The sequence below is a fragment of the Hydrogenophaga sp. UC242_50 genome, assembly GCF_042697355.1.
Lineage (GTDB): Bacteria > Pseudomonadota > Gammaproteobacteria > Burkholderiales > Burkholderiaceae_C > Hydrogenophaga.
On the sequence record NZ_CP170553.1, the window covers coordinates 3,604,613 to 3,629,391 of the forward strand.

8 protein-coding genes and 6 pseudogenes are annotated in these 24,779 nt (G+C 73.8%); all 14 read right to left on the minus strand.

Annotated elements, in window-relative coordinates; all coding sequences use genetic code 11:
* Window positions 1-46: 46 nt before the first annotated feature.
* Window positions 47-883, minus strand: a pseudogene (locus ACFJGX_RS18410) (beta-ketoacyl synthase N-terminal-like domain-containing protein); the annotation flags it as partial.
* A 24-nt stretch (window positions 884-907) separates the two neighbouring features.
* Window positions 908-1,801 (minus strand): DMT family transporter, encoded by an 894-nt coding sequence (locus ACFJGX_RS18415; protein ID WP_382326742.1) that lies wholly within the window; start codon window positions 1,799-1,801, stop codon window positions 908-910.
* Window positions 1,802-1,814: 13 nt separating this feature from the next.
* Entirely contained in the window at window positions 1,815-2,717 is a 903-nt protein-coding gene (locus tag ACFJGX_RS18420) for a DMT family transporter (RefSeq protein ID WP_382324599.1), read from the minus strand.
* The gene (locus tag ACFJGX_RS18425; RefSeq protein ID WP_382326744.1) at window positions 2,714-4,171 is read right to left on the minus strand and encodes a beta-ketoacyl reductase; all 1,458 of its coding nucleotides are present in this window, start codon (window positions 4,169-4,171) and stop codon (window positions 2,714-2,716) included. The genes ACFJGX_RS18420 and ACFJGX_RS18425 overlap by 4 nt, the downstream gene beginning before the upstream one ends.
* Complete coding sequence (locus tag ACFJGX_RS18430; protein WP_382326746.1) at window positions 4,075-7,155, minus strand: polyketide synthase dehydratase domain-containing protein; 3,081 nt, start codon at window positions 7,153-7,155, stop codon at window positions 4,075-4,077. The genes ACFJGX_RS18425 and ACFJGX_RS18430 overlap by 97 nt, the downstream gene beginning before the upstream one ends.
* A gap of 133 nt (window positions 7,156-7,288) precedes the next feature.
* Window positions 7,289-9,334, minus strand: a pseudogene (locus ACFJGX_RS18435) (type I polyketide synthase); the annotation flags it as partial.
* A 7-nt stretch (window positions 9,335-9,341) separates the two neighbouring features.
* Entirely contained in the window at window positions 9,342-13,070 is a 3,729-nt protein-coding gene (locus ACFJGX_RS18440; protein WP_382326748.1) for an SDR family NAD(P)-dependent oxidoreductase, read from the minus strand.
* Window positions 13,071-13,476: 406 nt separating this feature from the next.
* Window positions 13,477-13,923, minus strand: a pseudogene (locus ACFJGX_RS18445) (polyketide synthase dehydratase domain-containing protein); the annotation flags it as partial.
* Between the two features lie 106 nt (window positions 13,924-14,029).
* Window positions 14,030-17,071, minus strand: a pseudogene (locus ACFJGX_RS18450) (type I polyketide synthase); the annotation flags it as partial.
* Complete coding sequence (locus tag ACFJGX_RS18455; RefSeq protein WP_382328739.1) at window positions 17,068-17,427, minus strand: acyl carrier protein; 360 nt, start codon at window positions 17,425-17,427, stop codon at window positions 17,068-17,070. The pseudogene ACFJGX_RS18450 and the gene ACFJGX_RS18455, both read right to left, overlap by 4 nt.
* A gap of 291 nt (window positions 17,428-17,718) precedes the next feature.
* Window positions 17,719-18,561, minus strand: a pseudogene (locus ACFJGX_RS18460) (class I SAM-dependent methyltransferase); the annotation flags it as partial.
* Window positions 18,562-18,892: 331 nt separating this feature from the next.
* A pseudogene (locus tag ACFJGX_RS18465) lies at window positions 18,893-20,980 on the minus strand (type I polyketide synthase); the annotation flags it as partial.
* Complete coding sequence (locus tag ACFJGX_RS18470) at window positions 20,977-21,453, minus strand: polyketide synthase (protein WP_382326750.1); 477 nt, start codon at window positions 21,451-21,453, stop codon at window positions 20,977-20,979. The gene ACFJGX_RS18470 and the pseudogene ACFJGX_RS18465, both read right to left, overlap by 4 nt.
* The gene (locus ACFJGX_RS18475) at window positions 21,450-24,590 is read right to left on the minus strand and encodes an SDR family NAD(P)-dependent oxidoreductase (protein WP_382324591.1); all 3,141 of its coding nucleotides are present in this window, start codon (window positions 24,588-24,590) and stop codon (window positions 21,450-21,452) included. The genes ACFJGX_RS18470 and ACFJGX_RS18475 overlap by 4 nt, the downstream gene beginning before the upstream one ends.
* Window positions 24,591-24,779: the final 189 nt, after the last annotated feature.

The window sequence follows — 24,779 nt, forward strand, 5'->3', positions numbered from 1 at the left end:
GCTCGAGCACGATCAGGCCGCAGCCTTCGCCGCGCACGAAGCCGTTGGCCGAGGCGTCGAAGGTCTTGCAGCGGCCGTCGGGCGACAACATGCCCCACTTGGAGATCAGCACGAAGGGGTCGGGCGAGAGGATGGCGTTGACGCCGCCGGCCAGCACCAGGTTGCTCTCGCCGTTGCGCAGGCTCTGGCAGGCGGTGTGGATGGCCACCAGCGAGGACGAGCAGGCGGTGTCGATCGCCATGCAGGGGCCACGGAAGCCGAAGGTGAAGGACACGCGGCCCGCCGCCGCGTTGAGCGCGGTGCCGGTGGCCAGGTAGATGTCGCTGCGGGCCGGGTCGGCCACGTCGATGCGGTTGGAGTAGTCCATCGACGTGATGCCGACGAACACGCCGGTCAGACTGCCGTCGAGCTGGTCGGTCGGGATCGCGGCGTGCTCCATCGCCTCCCAGGCCACCTCCAGCAGCAGCCGCTGCTGCGGGTCCACGCCCGCGGCCTCGCGCGGCGACATGCCGAAGAAGCTGGGTTCGAACTGGTCGATGTCTTTCAGGAAGCCGCCGGCCTTGGTGCGCGCCTTGCCCTGCTTGCTCGGGTCCGGGTCGTAGTACGCGTCCACCTCCCAGCGGTCGGCGGGCACCTCGCCCACCACGTCCTTGCCCTCGGTCAGCAGGTTCCAGAAGCTGTCGGCGTCTTCCGCGCCACCGGGCACGCGGCAGGCCATGCCCACGATGGCGATCGGCTCGTGCTTGGCGTTCTCGACCGCGTCCAGGCGGGACTGCAGGCGCTCGATGGCGCCGAGCGCGTTCTGCAGCATGTTGCGCCGATCGGCGGCGGGCGCCGGCTGGGCGGGCGTCGATTCAGGGGGGTTGGTCCGATCTGACTGCATATCACTTCCTCACTGAAAACTTCATCACGGCGTCGACCGCGCCATCACCGCGTCGCGGGCATGCAGGCGCGGCTCGCGCAGCCACAGGCAGAGCGCAGCACCAACGATCAACAGGAGCCCCAGCGCCATGCGCGGGACCGACATATCATGCCCCAGCCCTGCCACCCAGAAGAGCGGCACGGTGAAGGCAATTTGTAAATACGCGAAGGGTGCCGAAATACTCACGGGCGCGGCGGCGGCGGAGCGGTCCAGCGCCAGCAAAGCCACGTAACCGAGCAGGCCGATCGCCACCATGGTGAGCAGGTCGGTCAGCGGCGGCGTGATCCACAGGCCGGGCATGGCGGGCGTGAGCGCCACGAACACGCCGGCGGCGGTGTAGAACAGGTTGGTGCGGGTGGTTTCGGTGCGCAGCGAGCGCGTCATCACCACGTAGACGCTGAAACACAGGGCCATGCCCAGGGGATAGACCAGCAGCGACGGCCCCGGCAGCCCGTACAGGCCGTTGACCAGCAGGCCACCCAGGCAGGCCACGAAGGTGCGCACCCAGACCAGCAGCGGCACGCGGTCCTGCAGAAACACCCAGGCCAGCCCGAGGATCAGCACCGGGCTGATCCAGAAGATCGTCATGACCGAATGCCCGGGCACGCCCATCTGCATGCCGATCACCCAGGACGCGGGCATGCCGAGCATCAGCAGCGAGCGCGCCACATGGAACACCGGGCGGCGCGTCTGCCAGAGCGAGGCCGGCTCGCGCCATCCCCACAGCGCCAGCATCAGCGCCAGGTGCACGGCATAGCGGGTCCAGACCACCTGGTACGGGGAATAGTGGCGCAGCACGTTCGCGGCCATGGCCTCGATCCCCGCCCACAGCAGGACGAAGGCCAGCATCAGCAGGATGGCGCGGCGGTTGGCAGTCACCCTGTCACCTCCTTCAGTCCAAGCCCGCGTGGCCGGTGTCGGCCAGCAGCGAGGTCATGTGCCAGGAAGACCCGCGCCGGCGCTGGCGCAGCGCGAGCCACAGGCCGGCGGCGAGCAGCACGGCGCCCACGGCGATCAGGCCCGGCAGCGGGTGCGATGCCACCCAGGCGAAGGCCAGCGTGAAACCGATCTGCAGGTACAGCAGCGGCGCGGTGCGTGAGATCGGCGCCACCGCCGTCAGCCGCTCCAGCGCCAGCAACGCGCCCAGGCCCAGCACCGCCACGCCCACGAGCAGCAGCAGGTCGGGCGCGCTCGGTGTCACCCAGCCCGAGGGCATCAGCGGCAACAGCAGCAGGCAGGCGCCCAGGCCGGTGTAGAACAGGTTCACGCGGGTGGGCTCGGCGTGCAGCAGGCGCGTCATCACCACGTACACGCTGAAGCAGGCGGCCATCGCCACCGGGAACACCAGCAACTCGGGCCGGGGCAGCGCGTGCGGGCCCAGCAGCAGGAACACGCCCACGCTGGCCGCCGCCGCGAAGCCGAAGAGCCTGAGCGGCACGCGCTCGCGCAGCACCAGGCGCGACAGGCCCAGGATCATCAGGGGCGCGATCCAGAACACCGCCAGGAAGGTGACCGGCGCCAGGCCGCGCTGCACACCCAGCGACCAGCAGGCCGGCATGCCCACCATCATCGCGGCGCGGAACAGCTGCGACACCGGCCTGCGCGTGCGCCACAGCGAGGGGCCGTTGCCGCGCCCGAACAGCATCCACAACAGGGCCAGGTGCAGCGCGAAGCGCAGGCACACGACCTGCGCGAGGCCGTAGCGCTGCAGGAGCACGCCGGTGAGCGCCTCCTCGGCCGCCCACAGGGCCACGAAGATGATCGTCAGGCGCATGCCAAGAGAACGGTATTTCATCGGGTCTGCTCCAGTCTGGCCAGCAAGCGGGCCTCCAGTTCGTCGTCGCTGAGCGAATCCAGGTCCGCATCGGCATCGGGCACCTCGACCTCGGCCACCGTGGCGGGCGCCGCGGTGGGTGCCGGGGGTGCGGCCGGCTTGACGGTGAGCTGGGTTTCCAGAAAGCGCGCGAGCGCGCCCACGTTGGGGTAGTTGAAGGTCAGCGTGGACGGCAGCGCACGGGCGGCGCCGCGCTCCAGCCGCCGCTTGAGTTCGACCGCCATCAGCGAGTCCATGCCCAGGTCGAACAGCCCGGTGGCGATCGGCACCACGGCGGGCCCGGCCAAGCCGAGCACCGAGGCCACCTCCTGCCGCACGAACTCCACCAGCAGGTCGTGGCGCATCGCGGGCGGCGCGGCCTCCAGCCTCGCCTGCAGCGAAGGCCCGCTGTCCGCGCGCGGCGCTTCCACCACGGCGGCGCGCGGTGCGATGCCCAGGTGCGACAGCAGCGGGCGCGATCGGCGCGCCTCGTGCAAGGCCTTGAGCGCGCTCCAGTCCACCTGGGCCACGACCGCCTGCCGCGCCGTGCCGCCCAGCAGGCGGCCCAGCGCGTCCAGCGCGTCGGCGGCGGCCATGGGCTGCAGGCCGCCTTCGCGGTAGCTGCGCTGGTCGTCGCTGGAGGCCAGGCGCATCACCTCCCAGGTGCCCCAGTTCACCGAGATCACGCGGCGCGAGGCGTCGCTGGCCTCGGCCAGCGTGTCGAGGAAGGTGTTGGCGGCCGCGTAGTGGGCCAGCCCCGAGGCGCCGAGCAAGGCGGTGGTCGAGGAGAACAGCACCAGGAAATCGAGCGGCATGCCGCGCGTGAGGCGCTCGAGCACCAGCGTGCCCGCGAGCTTGGGGGCCAGCATCTGGCGCACCATCGCGTCGTCGAGCTGGAGCAGCGGCGCCGCGCTCAGCGCGGCGGCGGCGTGCATCACGCCGCGCAGCGGCGGCGCGTCGCGTTTGAGCTGTTCGAAGGCGCGCGCCATCGCGGCCTCGTCGGCCACGTCGGCCTGCACCGCGTGCACGCGAGCACCCAGGACCTCGATCTCGGCCACGCCGGGCGCGCCGAGGTCGGGGTTGCGCCCCAGCAAGGCGATGTGGCGCGCGCCGTGTTCCGCCAGCCAGCGCGCCACCACCAGGCCCAGGCCGCCGAAACCGCCGGTGACGAGGTAACAGGCGTCGGCGCTGAAACTCAGCGGTGCGGCGGGCGGCGTGTCGGCCTGGACCAGGCGCGCCACACGGCGCTGACCATCGCGCCAAGCCACCTGGTCTTCACCGTCCACCGCGTCGAGCGCTTCCAGCAGCGTGTCCGCGGTCGAGGCCGACGGCAGGTCGATCAGGCCGCCCCAGGCGCCGGGCTGTTCGAGCGAGAAGCCACGCCCCCATCCCCACAGCGGCGCCTGCCAGGCGGCGCCCGGGGCTGATGGCCCCACCGGCACCGCCTTGCACGCCCTGCGTCACGAACCGGATGCGGCCCTGCCCTTGCGCGGCCGCCGCCAGCCAGCGGCGCGGCGTTTCGCCCGCGAGCGTGTGAGTCAGGGTGGCGGCTTCGCGGTCGTCGAGACCGCGCTCTGCGAGTTCGAGGCCGGCCAGGTAAATGATCTCGCCCAGCGCGCCGGCGGGCGGCACGGCGTCCGCCGCCAGGATTTGCACCTGGTCGCCGCGCGCGCGCAGGCGCTCGGCCAGCGCCTGGCCCAGGCCCTGCACGTCGCCCACCAGGGTCCAGGTCTGGCCGCCGAGCGGGGCCTGCGCCAGCATCAGCGCCTGCTGGGCCGCGCCGCGCGTGGTCCAGCGGTCGTCGGGCACCGCGCAGGCGCCCTGGAAGCCCAGGCCTTGCAGCGTCGGCCAGCCAGGCCGAGCGCGGCACCAGGGGGTAGTCGGGCCGAAGGGCCGTGTCGGTGAAACGCCACCAGCCCTCGGTGAGGCCGAAGGTGAGGTCCACCCAGCGTTCCGGGGCCACGCCCTCCAGCAGGAACAGCATGGCGCCGGGTGCCATCAGGCTTTTCGCGTGGCGCAGGGTCTGGGCCAGGTCGGCGGTGGCGTGCAGCACGTTGGCCGCGATCACGATGTCGTAGGCACCGGCCGCGAAGCCTTGCGCCAACGGGTCGCGCTCGATGTCGAGCAGCGCGTGGCGCACGAAGGGATAGGCGGCGAAGTTCTCGGCCGCGCGCTCCAGGAACAGCGGCGAGAGGTCGGTGAAGGTGTACTCGGTGCGCTCGGCGGGCAGCAGCGGCAGCACGTAGGTGGTGGTGCCGCCGGTGCCGGCGCCGATTTCCAGCACGCGCAGGCGCGCGCCGGCGGGCAGTTGGGCGATGGCCGATTGCAAGGCTTCGCCGAGCGCGCGGTTGTAGGTCTGCGCGTAGGGCGAGTCCACGTAGAGCTTGCGCGCCTCGTCGAACGAGCCGCCCGGGAACAGCAGCTGCAGCGGGTCCTGCTCGCCGCGCAGCACGGCGGCCAGCGCGGGCCCGCAGCGGCGCAGCGTGCGCAGTTCGCCGTCGACCTCGCCGAAGGTCTGCATCAGCGTGTCGTAGCGCGTGGCGGCATCGGCCGTGCCCAGGCGGGCCAGCACCGTGTGGCGATCCCCTTCGCCACGCAGCAGGCCGTCTTCGGCCAGCATCTGCAGCAGGCGCGCGAACAGGCGTTCGTGGCGCAGCACGACGCCCAGGCGCTGCGATTCACCGGCGGTGTCGAACCCGCGCCCCGGCGTGTCGTCGAAGCCGAGCTGGCGCAAGGCGGTGGCGACGTGATCGGTGCTCAGGCGATCGAGTTCGGGCAGCAGCCGTTCGTACACGGCCAGGCCGTGCTCGGCGGCCAGCGCGCCGAAGCGCTCGCGCAGGGCCGGCGCGAGGCCGGCGGGATCGGGCAGCGAGGCAGCGGCCGGCGCATGGGCCGGCGCGTCTTCCCACACCACCTCATGAAACAGGCCATGGCCCGAGGCATGGCCCAGGGACCGTGCCAGCGCGTCGCGCGAGGCGCGGCGCAGGTGCACGCCGCGGATCTGGCCGAGCACGCCGCCGTCGAGCGAGCGCAGGGTGACTTCGGCCTGCCACTCGGGCGGCTGCGGCTCCTGGCCCGCCGCGTTGAGCAGGCGGGCATGGCACCACAGGCTGGCGGGCAGCGGGCCGGCCAGGTCGATGCGGTCCAGGCCGGTGAAGAGGTAGGTGTGTTCGGTGTCCTCGGTCTGCGGCAGGGTCAGGCCGATGGATTGCAAGGCGCCGTCGAGCAGCGCGGGGTGTGCCCAGGTCACGGGCTCGTCGGCGCAGGCGGTGGGCAGCGCGATGCGCGCCAGGGCCTCGCCGTCGCGGCGGTGCACTTCCTGCAGGCTGCGGAAGGCGGGCCCGAGGTGGATGCCCAGGGCTTCGAGGCGCTGGTGGTAGCCCTCGCCACTGGTGGCCGCGCCCAGCGCGTCGCGCGTGGCGGTGAAGCTGGTGGTGTCGGCGCCGGCCTGGGCCTGCTGCGCGCTGCCGGGCTGCAGCCGGCCGCTGGCGTGCAGGTGCCATTCGCCCGACCCATCGGCCGCCTGGCTGTAGACGGAGAACGGCTGCGAACCACCGGACTCGGGACCCAGGTGGGTCTGCACCGTGCGGCCCGCCTCGGGCAGCACCAGGGGTTCGACGATCTCGAAGGCCTCGACCGCGCGCAAGGCACGGCCGTTCACCGCCTGGGCCGCGCCCTGCGCGAGCTCCAGCAGCAGCGGGCCGGGCACCAGCACCACGCCCTGCACCACGTGGTCGGCCAGGTAGGGCGTGCTCGTGGGCGAAAGCAGGGTCTCGAAAATCGGCACGGCGGTCGGCAGGCGCCGGCCCGGCAGGCCGCTGGGCGCCGGCGCGCGCACGGCTTTTTCGGCGGTCGGCGTGATCCAGAAATCGCGCCGTTCGAAGGGATAGGTCGGCAGGTCCACGCGCTGGCGCGCGTAGGGCCGGTCCACGCCGGCCCAGTCGACCGCCGCGCCCCGCACGTACAGCGCGGCGAGGCTGGCGTTGAGTTCGTGCCAGTCGCTCTTCTCGCGCCGCAGTGAGGTCAGCAGCAGGTGGTCCTGCTCGGGCAGGCTGCGCTGGGCCAAGGCGACCAGCACCGGATGCGGGCCGACTTCCAGGAACACGCGGTAGCCCTGCGCCGCCAGCGAGGCGATGCCTTCGGCGAAGCGCACCGGCTCGCGCAGGTGGTCGCGCCAGTAGCGCGCATCGGGCGCGCCCGGCGCGGGCAGCGCGGCGCCGCCGGTGACGTTCCAGGCCACGGGAATCTGCGGCGCGCGCATGGTCACGGCGCGCGCGCAGGCTTCCATCGCGTCCAGCGCGGGGGCCACCAGGGGCGAGTGCGCGGCGAGCGAGACGAACAGTTTCTGGCCCTGCACGTTGCGCGTGGCGAAGTCGGCGAGCAAGGCGTCGACGGCCTTCGAATCGCCCGAGACCACCACGCTGTCGGGCGCGTTGATGGCGGCAATGGCGCAGCCGGTCGGCCATGGGCGCGATGGCCCGGCCCACCTCGTCGGCCGAGGTGAACACGGCGGCCATGGCGCCGCCGGGCGGCAGCGCCTGCATCAGGCGGCCGCGCTCGGCGATGAGTTTCAGGCCTTCTTCGAGCGTGAACACGCCGGCCACACAGGCCGCCACGTACTCGCCCACCGAATGGCCGATCACGGCCGCCGGCGCGATGCCCCAGGCGCGCCAGAGCTGCGTGAGCGCGTATTCGACGGCGAAGAGCGCCGGCTGCGTCCAGGCGGTTTCGTGGATGGCCGCGCCTTCGGCCGGCCCGGCGCGCAGCACGGACTTGAGCGTGCGGCCCTGGGCGTCGGCGCCCAGCAGGCTGTCGCAGCGGTCGATGATGTCGCGGTACAGCGGCGAGGCGGCGTACAGCGCCTCGCTCATGCCGGGGTACTGCGAACCCTGGCCGGTGTAGAGGAAGACCACCTCGGGGGCCACGCCCGGCGTGGCAGTGCCCCGGTGCAGCGCGGGGTGTTCGCGGCCCTGGGCGAAAGCCTGCAGGGCGGCGCGCGCTTCCTGCGCGTCGCTGGCCACCACGGCCAGGCGTTCGGCGAAATGCGAGCGGCCCACGCCGGCGGTGTGGGCCACGTCCGCCAGCGGCGCGCCAGCCGCGAGCGCGTCGGCGAAGCGGGCAGCGAGCGCGCGCAGCGCGGGCTCGGAACGGGCCGAGAGCGGCAGGCAGTGCACCGGGCGCTGGTCGCCCGAGGCGGCGGCCACGGGCGCGGGGGCCTCTTCGATCACGACGTGCGCGTTGGTGCCGCTGAAGCCGAAGGAACTCACGCCAGCCAGGCGCGGGCGTTCGCCGCGCGGCCAGGCATGGCCGTCGCGCGTCACGCTCACCGGGTACTGCGACCAGGCGATGTGCGGGCTGGGTTCGCTGAAATGCAGGTGCCGGGGGATGCGGCCGTGCTGCAGCGCGAGGATCACCTTGATCACGCCGGCCACGCCGGCCGCCGATTCGAGGTGGCCGATGTTGGTCTTGACCGAGCCGATCAGCAGCGGGTTCGCCGCGTCGCGGCCCGGGCCGAGCGCGCCGGCCAGGGCGCGCACCTCGATCGGGTCGCCGAGCGAGGTGCCGGTGCCGTGGGCCTCCACGTAGCCGATGTCGGCCGGGGCCACGCCGGCGTCGGCCAGCGCGGCGCGGATCACGGCTTCCTGCGCCGGGCCGTTGGGCACGGTGAGGCCGCCGCTGCGGCCGTCCTGGTTGGCGGCACTGCCCCGGATCACGGCGAGCACGCGGTCGCCGTCGGCCTGGGCGTGGCTCAGGCGCTTGAGCACCAGCACGCCGCAGCCCTCGCCGCGCGCGAAACCGTCGGCCGAAGCGTCGAAGGTCTTGCAGCGGCCGTCGGGCGCGAGCATGTGCGCCTTGGTCAGGGCGATGGTGGTCTCGGGCGAGCACATCAGGTTCACGCCACCGGCCAGCGCGGTGCGCGATTCGCCGCTGCGCAGGCTCTGGCAGGCCACGTGCAGCGCCACCAGCGAGGACGAGCAGGCGGTGTCGATGGACATCGCCGGGCCCTGCAGGCCGAGGAAATACGAGACACGGCCCGAGGCCACGCTGTGCGCGTTGCCCGAGGCGATGTAGGCGTCGATGCTGTCGCTGCCGCGCTGCAGCACGCGGTGGAAGTGGTCGCTGTTGCACAGGCCGAAGAAGACGCCGGTGGGCGAACCGGCCAGGCCTTCGGGCGAGAGGCCCGCCTGCTCCAGCGCTTCCCACGACACCTCCATCAGCAGGCGCTGCTGCGGGTCCATGGTGAGGGCCTCGCGCGGCGAGATGCCGAAGAAGGCGGGGTCGAAACCGGCCACGTCGTCCAGGAAGCCGCCGTTGCGCACCGACATGCGGGCCGGGGCGTCGGGATCGGCGTCGAAGAAGGCGTCCTTGTCCCAGCGGTCGGCGGGCACGTCGCGGATCGCGTCGCGCCCGGCTTCGAGCAGGTCCCAGAACGCTTCGGGGTTGGTGGCGCCGCCGGGGAAGCGGCAGCCCATGCCGATCACCGCGATGGGCTCGTTGGAATGCGTGCCCGCGGCTTCCGCCTTTTCGTGCAGCTCCAGCGCCAGCAGCGCCAGGCGCTTGGGCGAGAGTTTGCTGATGCGGTCGAGAAAGTCGCTCATGTCGTCTTCATCCCTTGCGTTGCGCGCGTTGCGCGAGCAAGCGGTCCACTTCTTCGTCGGAAAGGTCTTCGATCGCGTCCACCATGCTGGCCGGCTCTTCGACCGCGACCGCCACCGCCTCGGGCGCTGCGGGCGCGGGCGGCTGGATCACGTCGTTGAGCAGGTAATCGGTGAGCGTGTCGATGGTCGGGTAGTCGAACAGCAGGGTGGCCGAGAGCGTCTGCCCCAGCGCCGAGCCCAGCGTGTTCCTCAGTTCCACCGCGAGCAGCGAGTCCAGGCCGAGCTCGCCCAGCGGCGTGCGCGGATCGACCGCGCGGGCCGGGTCCACGCCCAGCGCCTTGAGCGCGCGCTCGCGCACGAAGGCCGCCACCAGCGGGCGACGGCGCCCGGGCGGTGCGTCCTGCAGCTGCTGGCGCAGGCCGGCGGCCGGTGCGCTAGCGCCGGCCTTGGCGGCGGCCACCGCCACGGCGCCCTGCCCGGCCACGCCGGCCAGGAAGGCCGGCGGCGTGGACAGGCCCATCGCCTGCAGGTAGCGCGGCCACTCGATCGGCAGCACGGCGGCCTGGGCCTCGCCCTGGGCCAGCAGGCGCTCGAAAGCCAGCAGGCCCTGCGGCGGCGTGAGCGCGCCGATGCCCTGCGCGGCCAGGCGCTGCGCGAGCTGGCGATCCGCCGCCGCACCCACTTCCGTCCAGGCGCCCCAGTTGATGCTCAGGCCCGGCAGGCCCCGGCCCTGGCGCTCGTGGGCCAACAGGTCGAGGAAGGCGTTGGCCGCCGAATGGTTGGCCTGCCCGCGCGAGCCGAGCACGGCCGCCACGGAGGAGAACAACACGAAGAAGTCCAGCGCGTCGCTGCGGGTGAGCTGGTCCAGCAGCCAGCCGCCGCGCACCTTGGGCGCGAAGACGTGCTCGAAGCGCGCCGCGTCCTGCTGCAGCAGGCCCGCGTCGTCCAGCACCCCGGCGCTGTGCACCACGCCGCGCAGCGGCGGGCCGTCGGCGCGCATGCGCGCGAGCAGCGCGGTCATGGCCTCGCCATCGCTCACGTCCACCGCCTCGGCCACCACGGTGGTGCCCAGCGCGCGGATCTCATCAAGCACGGGCGCCACCTCGGGCGTGACGCCCCGGCGGCTGATCAGCACCACGCGGCCCGCGCCCTGCTCGGCGAGCCGGCGCGCCACCACCGGGCCCAGCCCGGCCAGGCCGCCGGTGATGAGGTAGGTGCCGTCGCGGCGCACCGAGGCCGGCGCGGCCGCGCCGTGGCGCACCACGACCTTGCCGGTGTGTTTGGCCTGGGCCATGAAACGGAAGGCGCGCTCGGCCTCGTCCAGCGCGAACACGTGGCGCGGCAGCGGGGCCAGCCGGCCTTCGCCCAGCTCGGCCACGAGGCGCGCCAGCATGCCGCCAATGAGCGCCGGGTCGCGCTCGCCGGTTTCGCCCCAGTCCACGATGTGGTAGCGCAGGCCCCGGTTCAGCGCCTGCACCCACTCGGGTGTCTTGATGCCGCGCTTGCCGATCTCGACGAAGCAGCCGCCATCGGCCAGCGCCCGAAAGCCCGCGTCGATCAGCTCGCCCGAGAGCGCGTTGAGCACGGTGTCCACGCCCCGGCCTTGCGTGAGCGCGAGCACCTCGTCGGCGAAGTCGGCGCTGCGCGAATCCATCACGTGCGGCACGCCCATGGCGCGCAGCAGCTCGCGTTTCGCTTCGGAGCCGGCGGTGGCGAACACCTCGGCACCGGCGCGCTGCGCCAGCCGCACCGCCGCCATGCCGACACCGCCGGCCGCCGCGTGGATCAGCACGCGGTCGCCGGCCTTCATGCCGGCCAGGTGGCCCAGGCAGAACTCGGCGGTGACGAAAGGAATCGGGAAGGACGCGCCCTCTTCCGCGCTCAGGCCGGCCGGCCGGGGCTGCACGAAGGCGGCGCGCGCGATGACGTGCGAGGCGAAGCTGCCGCCGGCCACGGCCAGCACGGCATCGCCCACGCGCAGGTGCGTCACACCGGGGCCCACCGCGCTCACGCGGCCGGCGCACTCGCCGCCCAGCGGGCCGGGGTCGCCGGGGTACATTCCCAGCACGTTGAGCACGTCCTTGAAATTCAGGCCGGTGGCCTCCACCGCGATCTCGACCTCGCCGGCACCGGGCGCGCGGCGCTCCAGCGGCTGCAGGCCGAGTTCGTCGAGCGCGCCGCGGACGGCGGGCGCGAGGCGGTAGGCGGCCGGGCGGCCGGTGCTGCCCGTGACGGGTGAGCGCCGCAGGTGCGCCAGTTGCGCGGCGCGGCGTTCGCCCGCGCGCCAGGCGATCTGCTTCGACGCCGACGGGCCGCCCGCCGGCGCGTCGAGTTCGGCCAGCAGGGCCTCGATCTCCGCGCCCTCTTCCAGGTCCACGCAGGCACAACGCAGTTCGGGGTGTTCCAGCGCCACCGCCTTGGCCAGGCCCCACACCGGCGCCTGCGCCGGGTTGAGCGCGCGGTCGCCCTCGTCGATGCGCTGGGCACCGCGCGTGGCGAACCACAAGGGGGGCGGCGCGCCCAGGCCGATGAGCGCCTGCGCCAGCAGGGTGCCGCTCACGGCGCCCACGGTCTGCGCGGCGCTCAGCTGGCTGGCCGAGAGACCTTCCCAGGGCTCGGCGTCGAGCGACCAGGCGTGCACCACGCCGTGCACCGCCTGGCCCTCGGCCTGCAGCTCGCTGAACACGCGGCGGTGGTCGGCGGCGGACGCCGGGTTGATGCTGAGGGTGCCGTCGGCACCCGACATGAAGCGTTCACCCGCGCGCACCAGCACGCACTGATCGCCGCGAGCGCGCAGTCGATCGGCCAGTTTTGCGGCCACGCCGCCTTCGTCGGCCCACAGCAGCCAGCGGCGCGCGGCCGGGCCGGCGGCGCGCGCCAGCAGCAGCGACTGCAGGGCCAGCGTGCCCTGGTGGCCGCCGCCTTCGGGCAGGGCCGTGCGTTCTTCGAAGCCCCGGTCGGCCAGCAGCGAGAGCCAGGCCTCGCGCGGCAGGGTGGCGTAGTCGGGCCGCAGGTCGGTGTCGTCGAAGGCCCACCAGCCTTCGGTGAGGCCCACGGTGAGGTCGAACCAGCGCTGCGGTGCCGTCACCTCCAGCATGGCCAGCAGGCCGCCGGGCACGAGCAGGCCGCGCACGCGGTCGAGCGTGCGGCGCAGGTCGGCGGTGGCGTGGATCACGTTGGCGGCGATGACCACGTCGAAGCTCTGCGGATCGAAGCCCTGCGACTTCGGGTCCTGTTCGAGGTCGAGCACCGCGAAGCGCATGAAGCCGTGCGCGGCGAAACGTTCCCTGGCGCGCGCCACGAACAGCGGGCCGATGTCGGTGAAGGTGTATTCCACGCCCTGCGTGGGCAGGCGCGGCGCCACGCGCGCGGTGGTGCCGCCGGTGCCACCGCCGATTTCCAGGATGCGCAGCGGCCGGCCGCTGCCCGCGGCCTGGTGGGCCATCACGGCCAGCATGACCTCGGTCATCAGGCCGTTGAAGACCTGGGCGGTGGGCGCGTCGCGGTACATGCGCTCGGCGGTGTCCAGCGAACCGCCGGGGAACAGCAATTGCATGGGCTCACGTTCGCCGCGCAGGGCCTCGGCCATCTCGGCGGCCACGCGGCCGGTCATCTCCAGCTCGGCGGTGGCGTCCGGGTAGGCGGCCTTCAGGCGCGCCAGTTCGGTCTCGGGCTGCGCCTCGTGCAGGGCACGGCGCACCACCCAGCCGGAAGCCTCGCGGGCCAGCAGGCCCACCTCGCCCAGGATCGGCCAGCAGGCGGCCGAACAGGCGGTGGTGGCGCGCCTGCACGCCCAGGCGCGCGGCCAGGGTGGCTTCGGTGGCGTGTTCGCCCACGGCGGGCGCCCAGCCCAGGCGCGAGAGCGTGCGCACCACGTACTCGGCGCACAAGGCTTCGAGCTGGGGAATGAAGGCGTCGTAGGCGTCCAGGCGCGCCGATTGGCGCAGCGCGGGCAAGGCCTGCATGGCCTGGGCGCTCAGCAGCGGTAGCGGGGCCTGCGGCGCGGCGTCCTGCACCAGCGCCGGCGCGGCGCGCCACACGGTCTCGTACAGGCAGTCGTCGAGCCAGCGCTCGCCCAGGCGCGCCAGCGCGTCGCGCGAGACGCGCTTGAGTTGCACGTCGGCCAGCTCGGCCAGCAGCGTGCCGTCGGCCTGCCAGACGGTGACGGTGGCGCGGCTCGATTCGGCGCTGCTGGCGAGCACGTTCACATGGCTCCAGCAGCGCGCGCCGGGCGTGCCGTGCAGCGCGAAGCGGCCGATGCCGATGGGCAGGTACAGGCCTTCCTCGCCGTCGGTGGGCAGCGCGGCGGCCAGCACCTGCAGGCAGCCGTCGAGCAGCACGGGGTGCATGCCGTAGGCGCCGGTTTCCCGGGCCAGCGCATCGGTCAGGACGATCTCGCCCACCGCCTGCGACGGCCCGCGCCACAGGGTTTGAATGGACTGGAAGCCGGGGCCGAAGTCCAGGCCACGGCGCGCGAAACCTTCGTAGAAACCGGCGATGTCCACCGGCTCCGAACATGCGGCCTTCAGGGCCGCCAGGGGAACCCGTCGAAGCCGGCGCGGCGCCCGCGCGCAAGGTGCCCGACACATGGGCCACCCAGGGTTCGGCGTCGGCGGCGTCTTCACCCAGGCTGCTGAGCGTGACCGCCACCGCGCCGCCCTGCCGCGCCGCGCCGCAGACCACCTGCAGCGTGCGCGCGGCGCCGTCGTCGGCCAGCAGCATCGCTTCCTGCACGGTGATGTCTTCGACCGCCACCGGCCCCTGGCCGAACAGCTGGCGCGCGGCGGTCAGCAAGGTGTCGAGGTAGGCGGTGGCCGGCACGACCACGTGGCCTTGCACCCGGTGTTCGCGCATGAAAGTGGGCTCGTCCGCGCTCAGGCGGGATTCAAAAACCGTTTCGCTGCCCGCGCCACGCAACCGCGTGCCGAGCAGGGGATGGCCCGTGCCCCGGCCGCGCACCGCGGGCACCGGCGCGGGTGGCTTGGCCTGGAACCAGCAGCGCTCGCGCTGGAAGGGGTAGGACGGCAGGTCCACCGTGCGGCCGGGGCCACCGGCGCGCCAGTTCAAGTCGGCACCGGCCAGGTACAGCGCGCCGACGGCGTCGAGCATCTGTTCGCCGTCGTGGCGCCCCTTGCGCAGGGACGCGACCAGCGTGGGGCCGGCATCGCCCCAGGCGCGGCTGGCCATGGTCAGCAAGGTGGGGTGCGGGCCGATCTCGATGCACACGTCCGGCCGCAACGCGGCCAGCGCCTGCAGGCCGTCGCCGAAACGCACCGCCTCGCGCACGTGCTGGCGCCAGTAGCTGGCGCGGGTGAACGCCTCGCTCGCCAGCGCGCCGCTGAGGTTGGACACCACGCGCAGGCCGGGGCGCGAGAAGCGCAGCTGCGCCGCCTCGCGCTCGAAGGCGTCGAGCATGGGCTCGACCAGGGGCGAGTGGAAGGCGTGGGAGACGGTCAGGGCCTGGGTGCGCACGCCCTGCCCCGCCAGTTCGCGGCAGACCGCGTCCACGTCGGCCTGCACGCCGGAGATCACGACCTGGTCCACGCCGTTGACGGCGCCCAGCGACACGCTGTCGCGGTAGGGTTCGATGGCTTTTTTCGCCTGTTCCTCGGTGGTGAAGATCGCCGCCATGCCGCCGCCGGCGGGCAGCGCCTGCATCAGGCGGCCGCGCACCGCGATCAGGCGCAGCGCGTCTTCCAGGCTGAACACGCCGGCCACGCAGGCCGCCACGAGTTCGCCCACCGAATGGCCGATCACCGCCTGCGGCGCGACGCCCCAGGTGCGCCACCATTCGGTGAGCGCGTATTCGACCGCGAACAGCGCGGGCTGGGTGTAGGCGGTCTCGTTGAGCGGCGAGGTCTCGCCCTCGGCCGGGAACAGCACGGACAGCAAGGGCCGTTCGAGCTGCGGCGCGAGCAAGGCGGCGCAACGGTCCAGCGCGGCGCGGAACACCGGTTCGCTGTCGTACAGGCCTCGGGCCATGCCGGCGTACTGCGCGCCCTGGCCGGTGAACAGGAAGGCGATGCGTGGCGGGTCGCGGCGCGTCACGCGGGCGGTTTTCACGCCCTCGGTTTCGGCGCCGCGCGCGAGCGCGTCGAGGCGCTCGCAGAGTTCGGCCACGCTGTGGGCCAGCACGGTGGCACGCTGCGCGAAGTGCGAACGACCGACGTTGGCGGTGAAGCAGATGTCGGCCAGCTCGGCGTCGTCGCGGCCACGCAGGGCCTTGGCGTAACTCGCGGCCAGGGCGGCGAGCGCGGTCTCGTCTCGCGCCGACAGCGCCATCAGGTGCGCGGTGCGCGCCGGGCGGGCCGGCAGCGCGGGGGCCTCGGGCGCTTCTTCGAGCACCACGTGGGCGTTGGTGCCGCTGAAGCCGAAGGAGCTCACGCCAGCGATGCGGCGCCCGTCGATGGGCTGCCAGGGCGTGTGCTCGGTGGGCACGCGCAGCGCGTGGTCGGCCCAGGGGATGTGCGGGCTGGGCGTCTTGAAATGCAGGTGGGCCGGGATCTCGCGGTGCTGCAGCGAGAGCACCAGCTTGATGAGGCCGGTGATGCCGGCGGCCGCTTCCAGGTGGCCGATGTTGGTCTTGACCGAGGCCAGCCACAACGGCTGCTCGCGGTCCTTGCCGAACACCGCGCCCAGGGCCTGCACCTCCAGCGGGTCGCCGAGCTGGGTGCCGGTGCCGTGCGCCTCGACCAGGCCCACTTCGTGGGGTGCCACGCCCGCGCGGGCCAGCGCCTCGCGGATCACGGCTTCCTGCGCCGGGCCGTCGGGCGCGGTCAGGCCGCTGCTGGGGCCGTCCTGGTTGACCGCGCTGCCGCGAATGACGGCCAGCACGCGGTCGCCATCGGCCTGGGCGTCGCTCAGGCGCTTGAGCACCACCATGCCGCAGCCTTCGCCGCGCGCGAAGCCGTCGGCCGAGGCGTCGAAGGTCTTGCAGCGGCCGTCGGGCGCGAGCATGCGCGAGTGCGACAGCGCGATGTACAGGTCGGGCGAGAGGATGAGGTTGACGCCGCCGGCCAGCGCCATGCGGCACTCGCCGCTGCGCAGGGCCTGGCAGGCCAGGTGCACGGCCACCAGCGAGGAGGAGCAGGCGGTGTCCAGCGTCAGGCTGGGGCCCTGCAGGCCCAGCAGGTACGAGAGGCGGCCGGAGACGATGCTGTGCGCCATGCCGGAGGTGAAGTGCGCGTCGAGCAGCGAGCGGTCGCCGCTCATGAGCTGCATGTAGGCGTAGTCGCTGGCGGTCACGCCCACGTAGACGCCGGTGCGCGAGCCTTCGAGCCGGTCGGGCGCCTGGCCGGCGTTCTCCAGCGCTTCCCAGCTCACTTCGAGCAGCAGGCGCTGCTGCGGGTCCATGCCTTGCGCCTCGCGCGGGGCGATGCCGAAGAAGCCGGCGTCGAACTGGTCCACCGGGCCGAGGAAGCCGCCCTGGCGCGTGGCGATGCGGCCCGGGACTTCGGGGTCGGCGTCGTAGAGCGCGTCCATGTCCCAGCGGTCGGCGGGCGTGGGGCCGATGGCGTCCACACCGTCGCGCATGAGGCGCCAGAAGCTGTCGGCGTCGTTCCCGCCGCCGGGCACGCGGCAGCCCAGACCGATCACCGCGATCGGCTCGCGCGCGGCGCGCTCCATGGCCGCCAGGCGCGACTGCGCGTCCTCCAGGGCCAGGAAGGCGCGCTTGAGGGGCGACAGGGCCGCAGGCTCCTGCGGCGCCGCAGCGGGGTTCGGACGCTCGTCGTTCATGGTTTTCCCAGGCGGTCGAGGAGCAGGGCCTCGATGTCCGCATCGCTCATGGCCGCGACCGCGGCCTCTCCCAGCACCGCCGGGGCGGGTGCAACTTCCATGCCCGTCGGGGCCCCCGGCACCGGGGCCTCGGGCGGCGCCAGGCGGCCCAGCAGGTGGCTGGCCAGGGCGTCGATCGTCGGGTAGTCGAACATCAGGGTGGCGGGCAAGGGCTTGTCCAGGCCCAGGCTGGCGCCCAGCTGGTTGCGCAGCTGCACCGCCATCAGAGAGTCGAAACCCAGGTCCATCAGGCGATCATGCCGCCCTGGTGTGTCGTTTTTGTCCAGGCGCAGCACACGCACGACCCGATCGCGCACGAATTCACGCAAAAGCTCCAGACGTTCGCCCGGCAGGGCCGCTTCCAGCTGCTCGCGCAGGGCGCCGGCGGGGGTCTGGGCCGGGGTGGCGCTGGGCGCCATCGCCTCGGACACCTCGCCGGCCTGCGCCGCCGGCGTGCCCGCCGACGCATCGCCGGGCACGCGCGCGACGATGACGTGCTGGCCCAGCCACTCGGCGCTGGAGCCGGCCTGGGGCCAGGCGCCCGCGGCGTCGAAACCGGCGTCGCGCAGCGCCTGCAGCCAGGTGGCGGGCGGCAGCAGCGGGTTGTCGGTGCGCAGGTCGTCGGCGAAATGCTGCCAGCCTTCGATCAGGCCGGTGGTCATGTCGAACCAGGCCATGTGCACGGTGGACTCGACCAGCAGCAGCACGCCGCCCGGGGCCAGCAGCTGGTGCAGGCGCGAGAGGGTCAGGCGCAGGTCCTTGCTGGCGTGCACCGCGTTGGCCGAGACGATGACGTCGAAACTGTGCGGCGCGACGCCCTGCTCCAGCGGATCGCGGTCCATGTCCAGCACGCCGTAGCTCACGAAGGGGTACGCCGCGAAGCGCTCGCGCGCCCGGTCCATGAAGAAGTCGGACACGTCGGTGAAGCGGTACGCCGTGCGGTCGGCCGGCAAGGCGGGCAGCAGCGAGGCGGTGGTGCCGCCGGTGCCGGCACCGACCTCGAGCACGCGCAGCTGGCGCCCCGGTGCCACCGAGGCGCCCAGGGCCTCGAAACCCGAGGCCGCGAGCGCGTTGATATAGCGCATGGTGGCCGAGCGCTCGTACAGGCCCTCGGCCAGCTCGAAGCCGCCACCGGGGAACAGGGTTTCCAGCGGGCTCTCGCCGCCGCGCAGCACCGGGCTCACGAGTTCGCCGCAGTGGCGCACGTAGGCCAGCAGGGGCTGGTTGTCGGCGAACAGCGCCTCGGCCTCGCGCCAGAGCGCGGCCAGGTCGGGCTCGGCCAGCGGCGCGGATGCCACGAAGCTGTCGCCCTCCTGCACGAGATCGCCCTGGGCGACCAGCCGGTCCAGCCAGCGCTGCACCAGGTGCGCAGTAGGTCTCGGCGATGCCCGCGCGCTGCAGCACCTGGGCCAGGCTGTGGCGCTCGCCCGCCGCCTTGAACAGCCCGCCATCGCGCAGGGTGCGCACGGCGTGGGCCGAGGTGATGCGCTCCAGGCAGGCCCACTTGGCGGGGTAGGAGGCGGCGTTCAGGTCGAGCGGGCCGCGTTCGGCCTGGCGCTGGAGCGCGCGCGTGAGCGTGTCCCAGCGGCGGGCGGCGCCATCGGCCGGGGCGGCCGGCTGGCCCACCACGTCCATCCAGTGGCGGCGCTCGCGGAAGGGGTACGTGGGCAGGGCCACGCGCTGGCGGGCCTGGCCGGCGTCGAGCGCGGCCCAGTTCACGTCCGTGCCCACGAGGTACAGGCGCTGCAGGCCTTCGAGCAGGTCGGTCCAGTCGGCGCGCTCGCGGTGCAGCGAGGGCAGCCATTCGACCGGCGCGCCAGCGGCGCATTCGGCGCCCATGCCCAGCAGCACGGGGTGCGGGCCGATCTCGATGAAGTGCGTGATGCCCTGGGCCAGCAGCACCTGCAGGGACTGCTCGAAGCGCACGGGCTGGCGCATGTGGTCCAGCCAGTAGCCCGGGCGCCCGATCTCTTCCACGCCCGCGAACTGGCCCGTGAGGTTGGACACCAGCGCGATCTGCGGCGCCGAGAAGCGCACGCCTTCGAGCGCGCGGCCGAACTCGGGCAGCACCGGCTCGATCCAGCGCGAATGCGCCGCGTGCGGCACGCGCAGCGCCTTCGCGCGCACACCGGCGCGCTCCAGGTGGGCCAGCAGCGCGTCCACCTCGGTGCGCAGGCCGCTGACGACGAAGTGCTCGGGGCCGTTGTAGGCGGCGATGGTCAGCGCGCCGCCGGCACGGGCCAGCTCGGCCGTCACCACCGCCTCGGGCGCGAAGACCGCGGCCATGCCGCCGTCGGCGGGCAGCGCGTGCGTGAGGCGGCCGCGCTCGGTGACCAGGCGCAGCGCGTCGTCGAGCGGGAGCATGCCGGCCACGCAGGCGGCGGCGTACTCGCCCAGGCTGTGGCCCATCACGGCCACCGGCTCGATGCCCCAGGAGCGCCAGAGCGCGGCCAGCGCGTACTCGATGGCGAAGGTGGTGGGCTGCGCGTAGAGCGTGTCGTTGATCGGCGAGGCCTCACCGGGCGCGGCGAAGATCACCTCCAGCAGGCCACGCGGCAGCAGGGGCGCGAGGCGCGCGGCGCAGTCGTCCAGCGCCTGGCGGAACACCGGCGCGCTGTCGTACAGGGCCCGGCCCATGCCGGCGTACTGGGCGCCCTGCCCGGTGAACAGGAAGGCCACCTGCGGGCGCTGCGCGCCTTGCACCTGGCTGGCCTCGGCCTGGGCCAGACCCTGGCGGATCCCGTCGAGGTCGGCGCCGACCACGGCCACGCGGTGGCTGAAGTGGGCCCGGCCGGCGTTGGCGGTGAAGCAGAGGTCGGCCAGGGGCGCGGTGGCCGTGGCCAGCGCGGCCTCGTGGCGGCGCACCAGTTCCTGCAGCGTGGCGCCGTCGCGCGCGGAGAGCGCCAGCAGGTGCAGCGGGCGGTCCTTGCCCGCTGGGGCGGGTGTCTTCTGCGGGGCTTCTTCGAGGATGACGTGGGCGTTGGTGCCGCTGAAGCCGAACGAGCTCACGCCCGCGAGGCGGCGGCCTTCGATCGGCGCCCAGGGCGTGACCTGCGTGGGCACGGTCAGCGCCAGGCGGTCCCACGCGATGTGCGGGCTGCCGGTGCGGAAGTGCAGGTGCGGCGGGATCTCGCGCCGCTGCATCGCCAGCACCACCTTGATCACGCCGGCCATGCCGGCGGCCGCTTCCAGGTGGCCGATGTTGGTCTTGACCGAGCCGATGGGCAGCGGCTGCGCCGCGCTGCGGCCCTCGCCCAGCACCGCGCCGAGCGCGCCCACCTCGATCGGGTCGCCCAGCGGCGTGCCGGTGCCGTGCGCTTCCACATAACCGATCGCGCTCGCCGGCACCCGGGCCGAGGCCAGCGCCGCGCGCAGCACGGCCTCCTGGGCCGGGCCGTTGGGCGCGGTCAGGCCGCCGCTGCGGCCGTCCTGGTTGAGCGCGCTGCCACGCGCCACGGCCAGCACGCGGTCGCCCTGCGCCAGCGCGTCCGAGAGGCGGCGCAGCACGAGCACCGCGCAGCCTTCGCCGCGCACGTAGCCGTCGGCCTCGGCGTCGAAGGTCTTGCAGCGGCCATCGGCGGCCATCATGCGGGCGCGCGAGAAGTTGATGTTCATCTCGGGCGTGAGGATCAGGTTCACCGCCCCGGTCAGCGCCCGGTCGCACTCGCCCGCGCGCAGCGCCTGGCAGGCCTGGTGCAGCGCCACCAGCGAGGAGGAGCAGGCGGTGTCCACCACCACCGCCGGCCCCTGCAAGCCCAGGAAGTAGGACAGCCGGCCGGCCACCACGCTGTAGGCGTTGCCGGTGCTGAAGTAGGCGTCGATCAGCTCGCGGTGGGCGAACAGCGCGCGGCCGTAGTCGTTGTTGCTCACGCCCAGGTAGACGCCGGTGCGCGAGCCCGCGAGTTCGGGGCCGGCGCTGCGCCAGCGTCTTCCAGCGCCTCCCAGCTGACCTGCAGCATGAGGCGCTGCTGCGGGTCCATGCTGGCGGCCTCGCGCGGCGAGATGCCGAAGAACTCGGCGTCGAAGCGGTCCACCTGGTCGATGAAGCCGCCGAAGCGCGTGGTCATCTTGCCCGGCGCGTCCGGGTCTTCGGCGTAGAGCGCGTCGAGCGACCAGCGGTCCGCCGGGATGCCCTGGATCGCGTCGGTGCCCGACCACAGCAGCTCGGCGAAGCTCTCGGCGTCGTGCACACCGCCGGGCAGGCGCATGCCCATGCCGACGATGGCGATGGGTTCGTGCAGCGCCGCCTGCGCGCGGGCCAACTGGGCCTTGAGATCGCGGATCTCGAGCAGCGCGCGCTTGACGGGGGTGAGCGCTTCGGCGCCCGGCGGGGTGTCTGTCATGTGTGCTCCGAGGACCCGCTTTCGAGTTCCTTCAACAAGAGGGCTTCGGCTTCTTCATCGCTGAGGTCGGCCAGTTCATCGAGCGCGGGCGGCGCGGCGGCGGGCGCGGCGAACGATTGCGCGGGCGCCGCCTCGACCTCCAGGCCCAGCGTGCGCAGCAGGCTGGTGGCCAGGGCGTCGAGCGTGGGGTAGTCGAACAGCAGCGTGGCCGGCAGCGGGTGCGCGAAGGCTTTGGCCAGGGCGTTGCGCAGCTCCACCGCCATCAGGGAGTCGAGGCCGACTTCCTTGAGTGCGATGCGGGGCTGCAGCGGCTGTGCCGATTCCAGGCCCAACACCTGCAAGGTGCGCTCGCTCAGGTAGGCGATGAGGGCCGCGCGGCGCTGGCCGCTGGGCATGGCCTGCAGCCGCTCCAGCACCGCTGGCCCGGCGGGCGGGGCAGCGGGCGCCGTGGTGGGCATGGCGGTGGCCAGGGTCTGGAAGAAGCCCGCGTCGGCCCCGGCCGGCAACTGCGCCAGGAAGCGCGTCCAGTCGATCGGCAGCACCAGCGCATGGGCGGTGCCCTCCTGCAGCAGCTGCGCCAGCGCGGCGAAGCCGGTGGCGGGCGTGATCTGGCCCAGGCCGCGCGCGGCCCACGCGCCGTGGCCGCTGCTGGCCGACTGGGCGGCCATGCCGACCTCGGCCCAGGCGCCCCAGGCCACGCTCAGGGCGGGCAGGCCCTGGCGATGGCGCGCGTGGGCCAGGGCATCGAGTTCGGCGTTCGCGGCCGGGTAGGCCCCCTGCCCCGCCGCGCCCAGCCACAGGCCGGCGGCGGAATAGAGCACGAAGAGATCGAGCGGCAGGTGGCGCGTGAGATCGTGCAGCACCCAGGCGCCGTGGGCCTTGCCGCGCAGCACGGCCTGGCAGCGCGGCCAGGTCTGGCGCAGCAGCACGGCGTCGTCCAAGGCGCCGGCGGCGTGCACCACGCCGCGCAGCGGCGGCATGGTGCGTGAAAGGCTCTCGAGCACCGAGGCCATGCGCTCGCGGTCGGCGGCGTCGGCCTCGAAGGTGTTCACGGTGGCGCCCTGCGCGCGCAGTTCGGCGATCACCGCCCGCGCGTGGTCGCCAGGCGCCGAGCGGCCGCTGAGCGCCAGGTGGCGCGCGCCCGAGGCGACCAGCCAGCGCGCCGTTTCCAGGCCCAGGCCACCCAGGCCGCCGGTGATCCAGTAGGTGGCGTCGGCGGCGATCGCCGCCGGCTGCGGCACGCGCAGCACGATCTTGCCCACGTGCTTCGCTTGCGCCATGAAGCGGAAGGCTTCCTGCGCGCCTTCCAGTGGGTAGATCCGCACCGGCAGGGGCGCAAGACTGCCATCGGCGAAGGCCTCGAGCAGGTCGTCGAACATGGGCCGCAGCAGGCCGTGGTCGGCCTGGGCTTCGGAGCCCAGGTCGTAGGCGTGGTAGCGCACATCGGGCCGCAGCGCGGCGGCGCTGTCCACGGTCAGGATGTCGCGCTTGCCCAGTTCCAGGAAAGTGCCGCCCTGGCCCAGCGCGCCCAGCGTGGCGGGAATGAAATCGCCGGCCAGGGAGTTGAGCACCACGTGCACGCCCTGCCCGTTCGTGGCGGCGCGCAGCTCGTCGGCGAAGGCGAGCGAACGCGAATCCATCACTTGCGCCACGCCCATCCGGCGCAGCAGCTCGCGCTTGTCGGGCGAGCCCGCCGTGGCGAACACCTGGGCGCCCGCGCGCAGCGCGAGCTGCACCGCGGCCAGGCCCACGCCACCGGCGGCGGCGTGGATCAGCACGCGCTGGCCCGGCCGCAGTTGGGCGAGGCGGTGCAGGCCGTGGTGGGCGGTGAGAAACGCCACCGGCAGGGCCGCGGCGTCTTCCACGGCCATGCCGGCCGGCAGCTTGGCGAGAAAGGCCGCCGGCACGGTCACGTCCGTGCCCAGGCTGCCGGGCGCGTAACCGAACACGGTGTCGCCCACCGCGAGCCCCTCGACGCCCGCGCCGATGTCGGTGACCTCCCCGGCGCACTCGGCGCCCAGCGGCACGCCGGGCGCGCTGTACATGCCCAGGGTGAGCAGCACGTCGCGGAAATTGATGCCGGCCGCGCGCACGCGCAGGCGCACTTCGCCGGCCTGCAGGCGGTGGGGCGTGGAGGCCTGCAGCCGCGCACCGTCGAGCGTGCCGGCCTGGGCCACCACCCAGTGGCGGGGCTCGCTGCGGCGCGCACCCTCGCCCCGGCGGTGGCGCACCAGCCGGGCCGCCCAGCGCTGCGCGCCACGCAGGGCGATGCGCTGCGGGGACGCGGGGGGTTGCCGCAATTCGGTCAACAGGTTCAGGGCCGCGTTCGCGGTGTCCGTGGGGTCCAGGTCGATCGCATGGACCTGCAGTTCCGGGTGCTCGACCGCCACCACGCCCGCCAGGCCCCAGAGGCCGGCCGCACGCGGCCGCAGGGCGTCGGCGGCTTCCTGGCCGCTGACCGCCTGCGCGCCCCGGCTCACCAGCCACAGCGGCGCGGGCGCGGCGCCCAGGCCCTGCACCAGCGCGAGCGCGCTGCCCACGGTGAGCCAGTCGTCGTCGTGCTCGGCGGGCCCGTCGAGCGGCGCCGTGTCCAGGCTCCAGAGATGCACCACGCCGCGCCACGGGCCGGCGGTGTCCAGGGCGTCGCCCGGTCGCACACGCACGCACTGCGCGCCGGCCTGCGTCAGGCGGTCCGCGAGTTCGTCGGCCACACCGGAGCGGTCGGCCAGCAGCAGCCAGCGGCCTTGCAGATCGGCCGTGGCGGCGAGCAGCGGCTGGGGCTGCCAGGCCAGGTCGTACAGCAAACCGTCGCTGGCATCGGCGGCCGCGAAGGCGCTGGCGTCGGCCGGGGCGAAACGCATGCCGTCCAGGCGGGCGACCACGGTGCCGTCGGGTTCGCAGAGGGTCACGCGCGCGGTGAGCGAGCTGCCGGTCTCGACCACGCTCGCCGACACCTGGAGGCGCCGCGACCGCGACGGGCGCAGCAGCAGCTCGTCCACCCCCAGCGGCAGGTAGAGGCTGGGCGGCAGGCCGCCACCGGCGTGGCCCGCGGCCACGGAACAGAGCTGCAGCGCGCCATCGAGCAACACGGGGTGCAGGGCATGGCCCGTCGCCAGGCCTTCGTCAGGCAGTTCCACCCAGCCGCTGGCGCAACGCCAGGGCCGGACGCCACGTCCTGCAGCACGCGGAAACGGGGACCGAAGGCCACACCGAGTTCGGCGAAGCGCTGGTGGACCGCCGAGGCGTCCACGGCCTGGTCGGTGGTCACGGCATCGGCCACCTCGGCACCGTTCGCGGCCACGGCGCGGGCGTTCGCCACCGGCTGC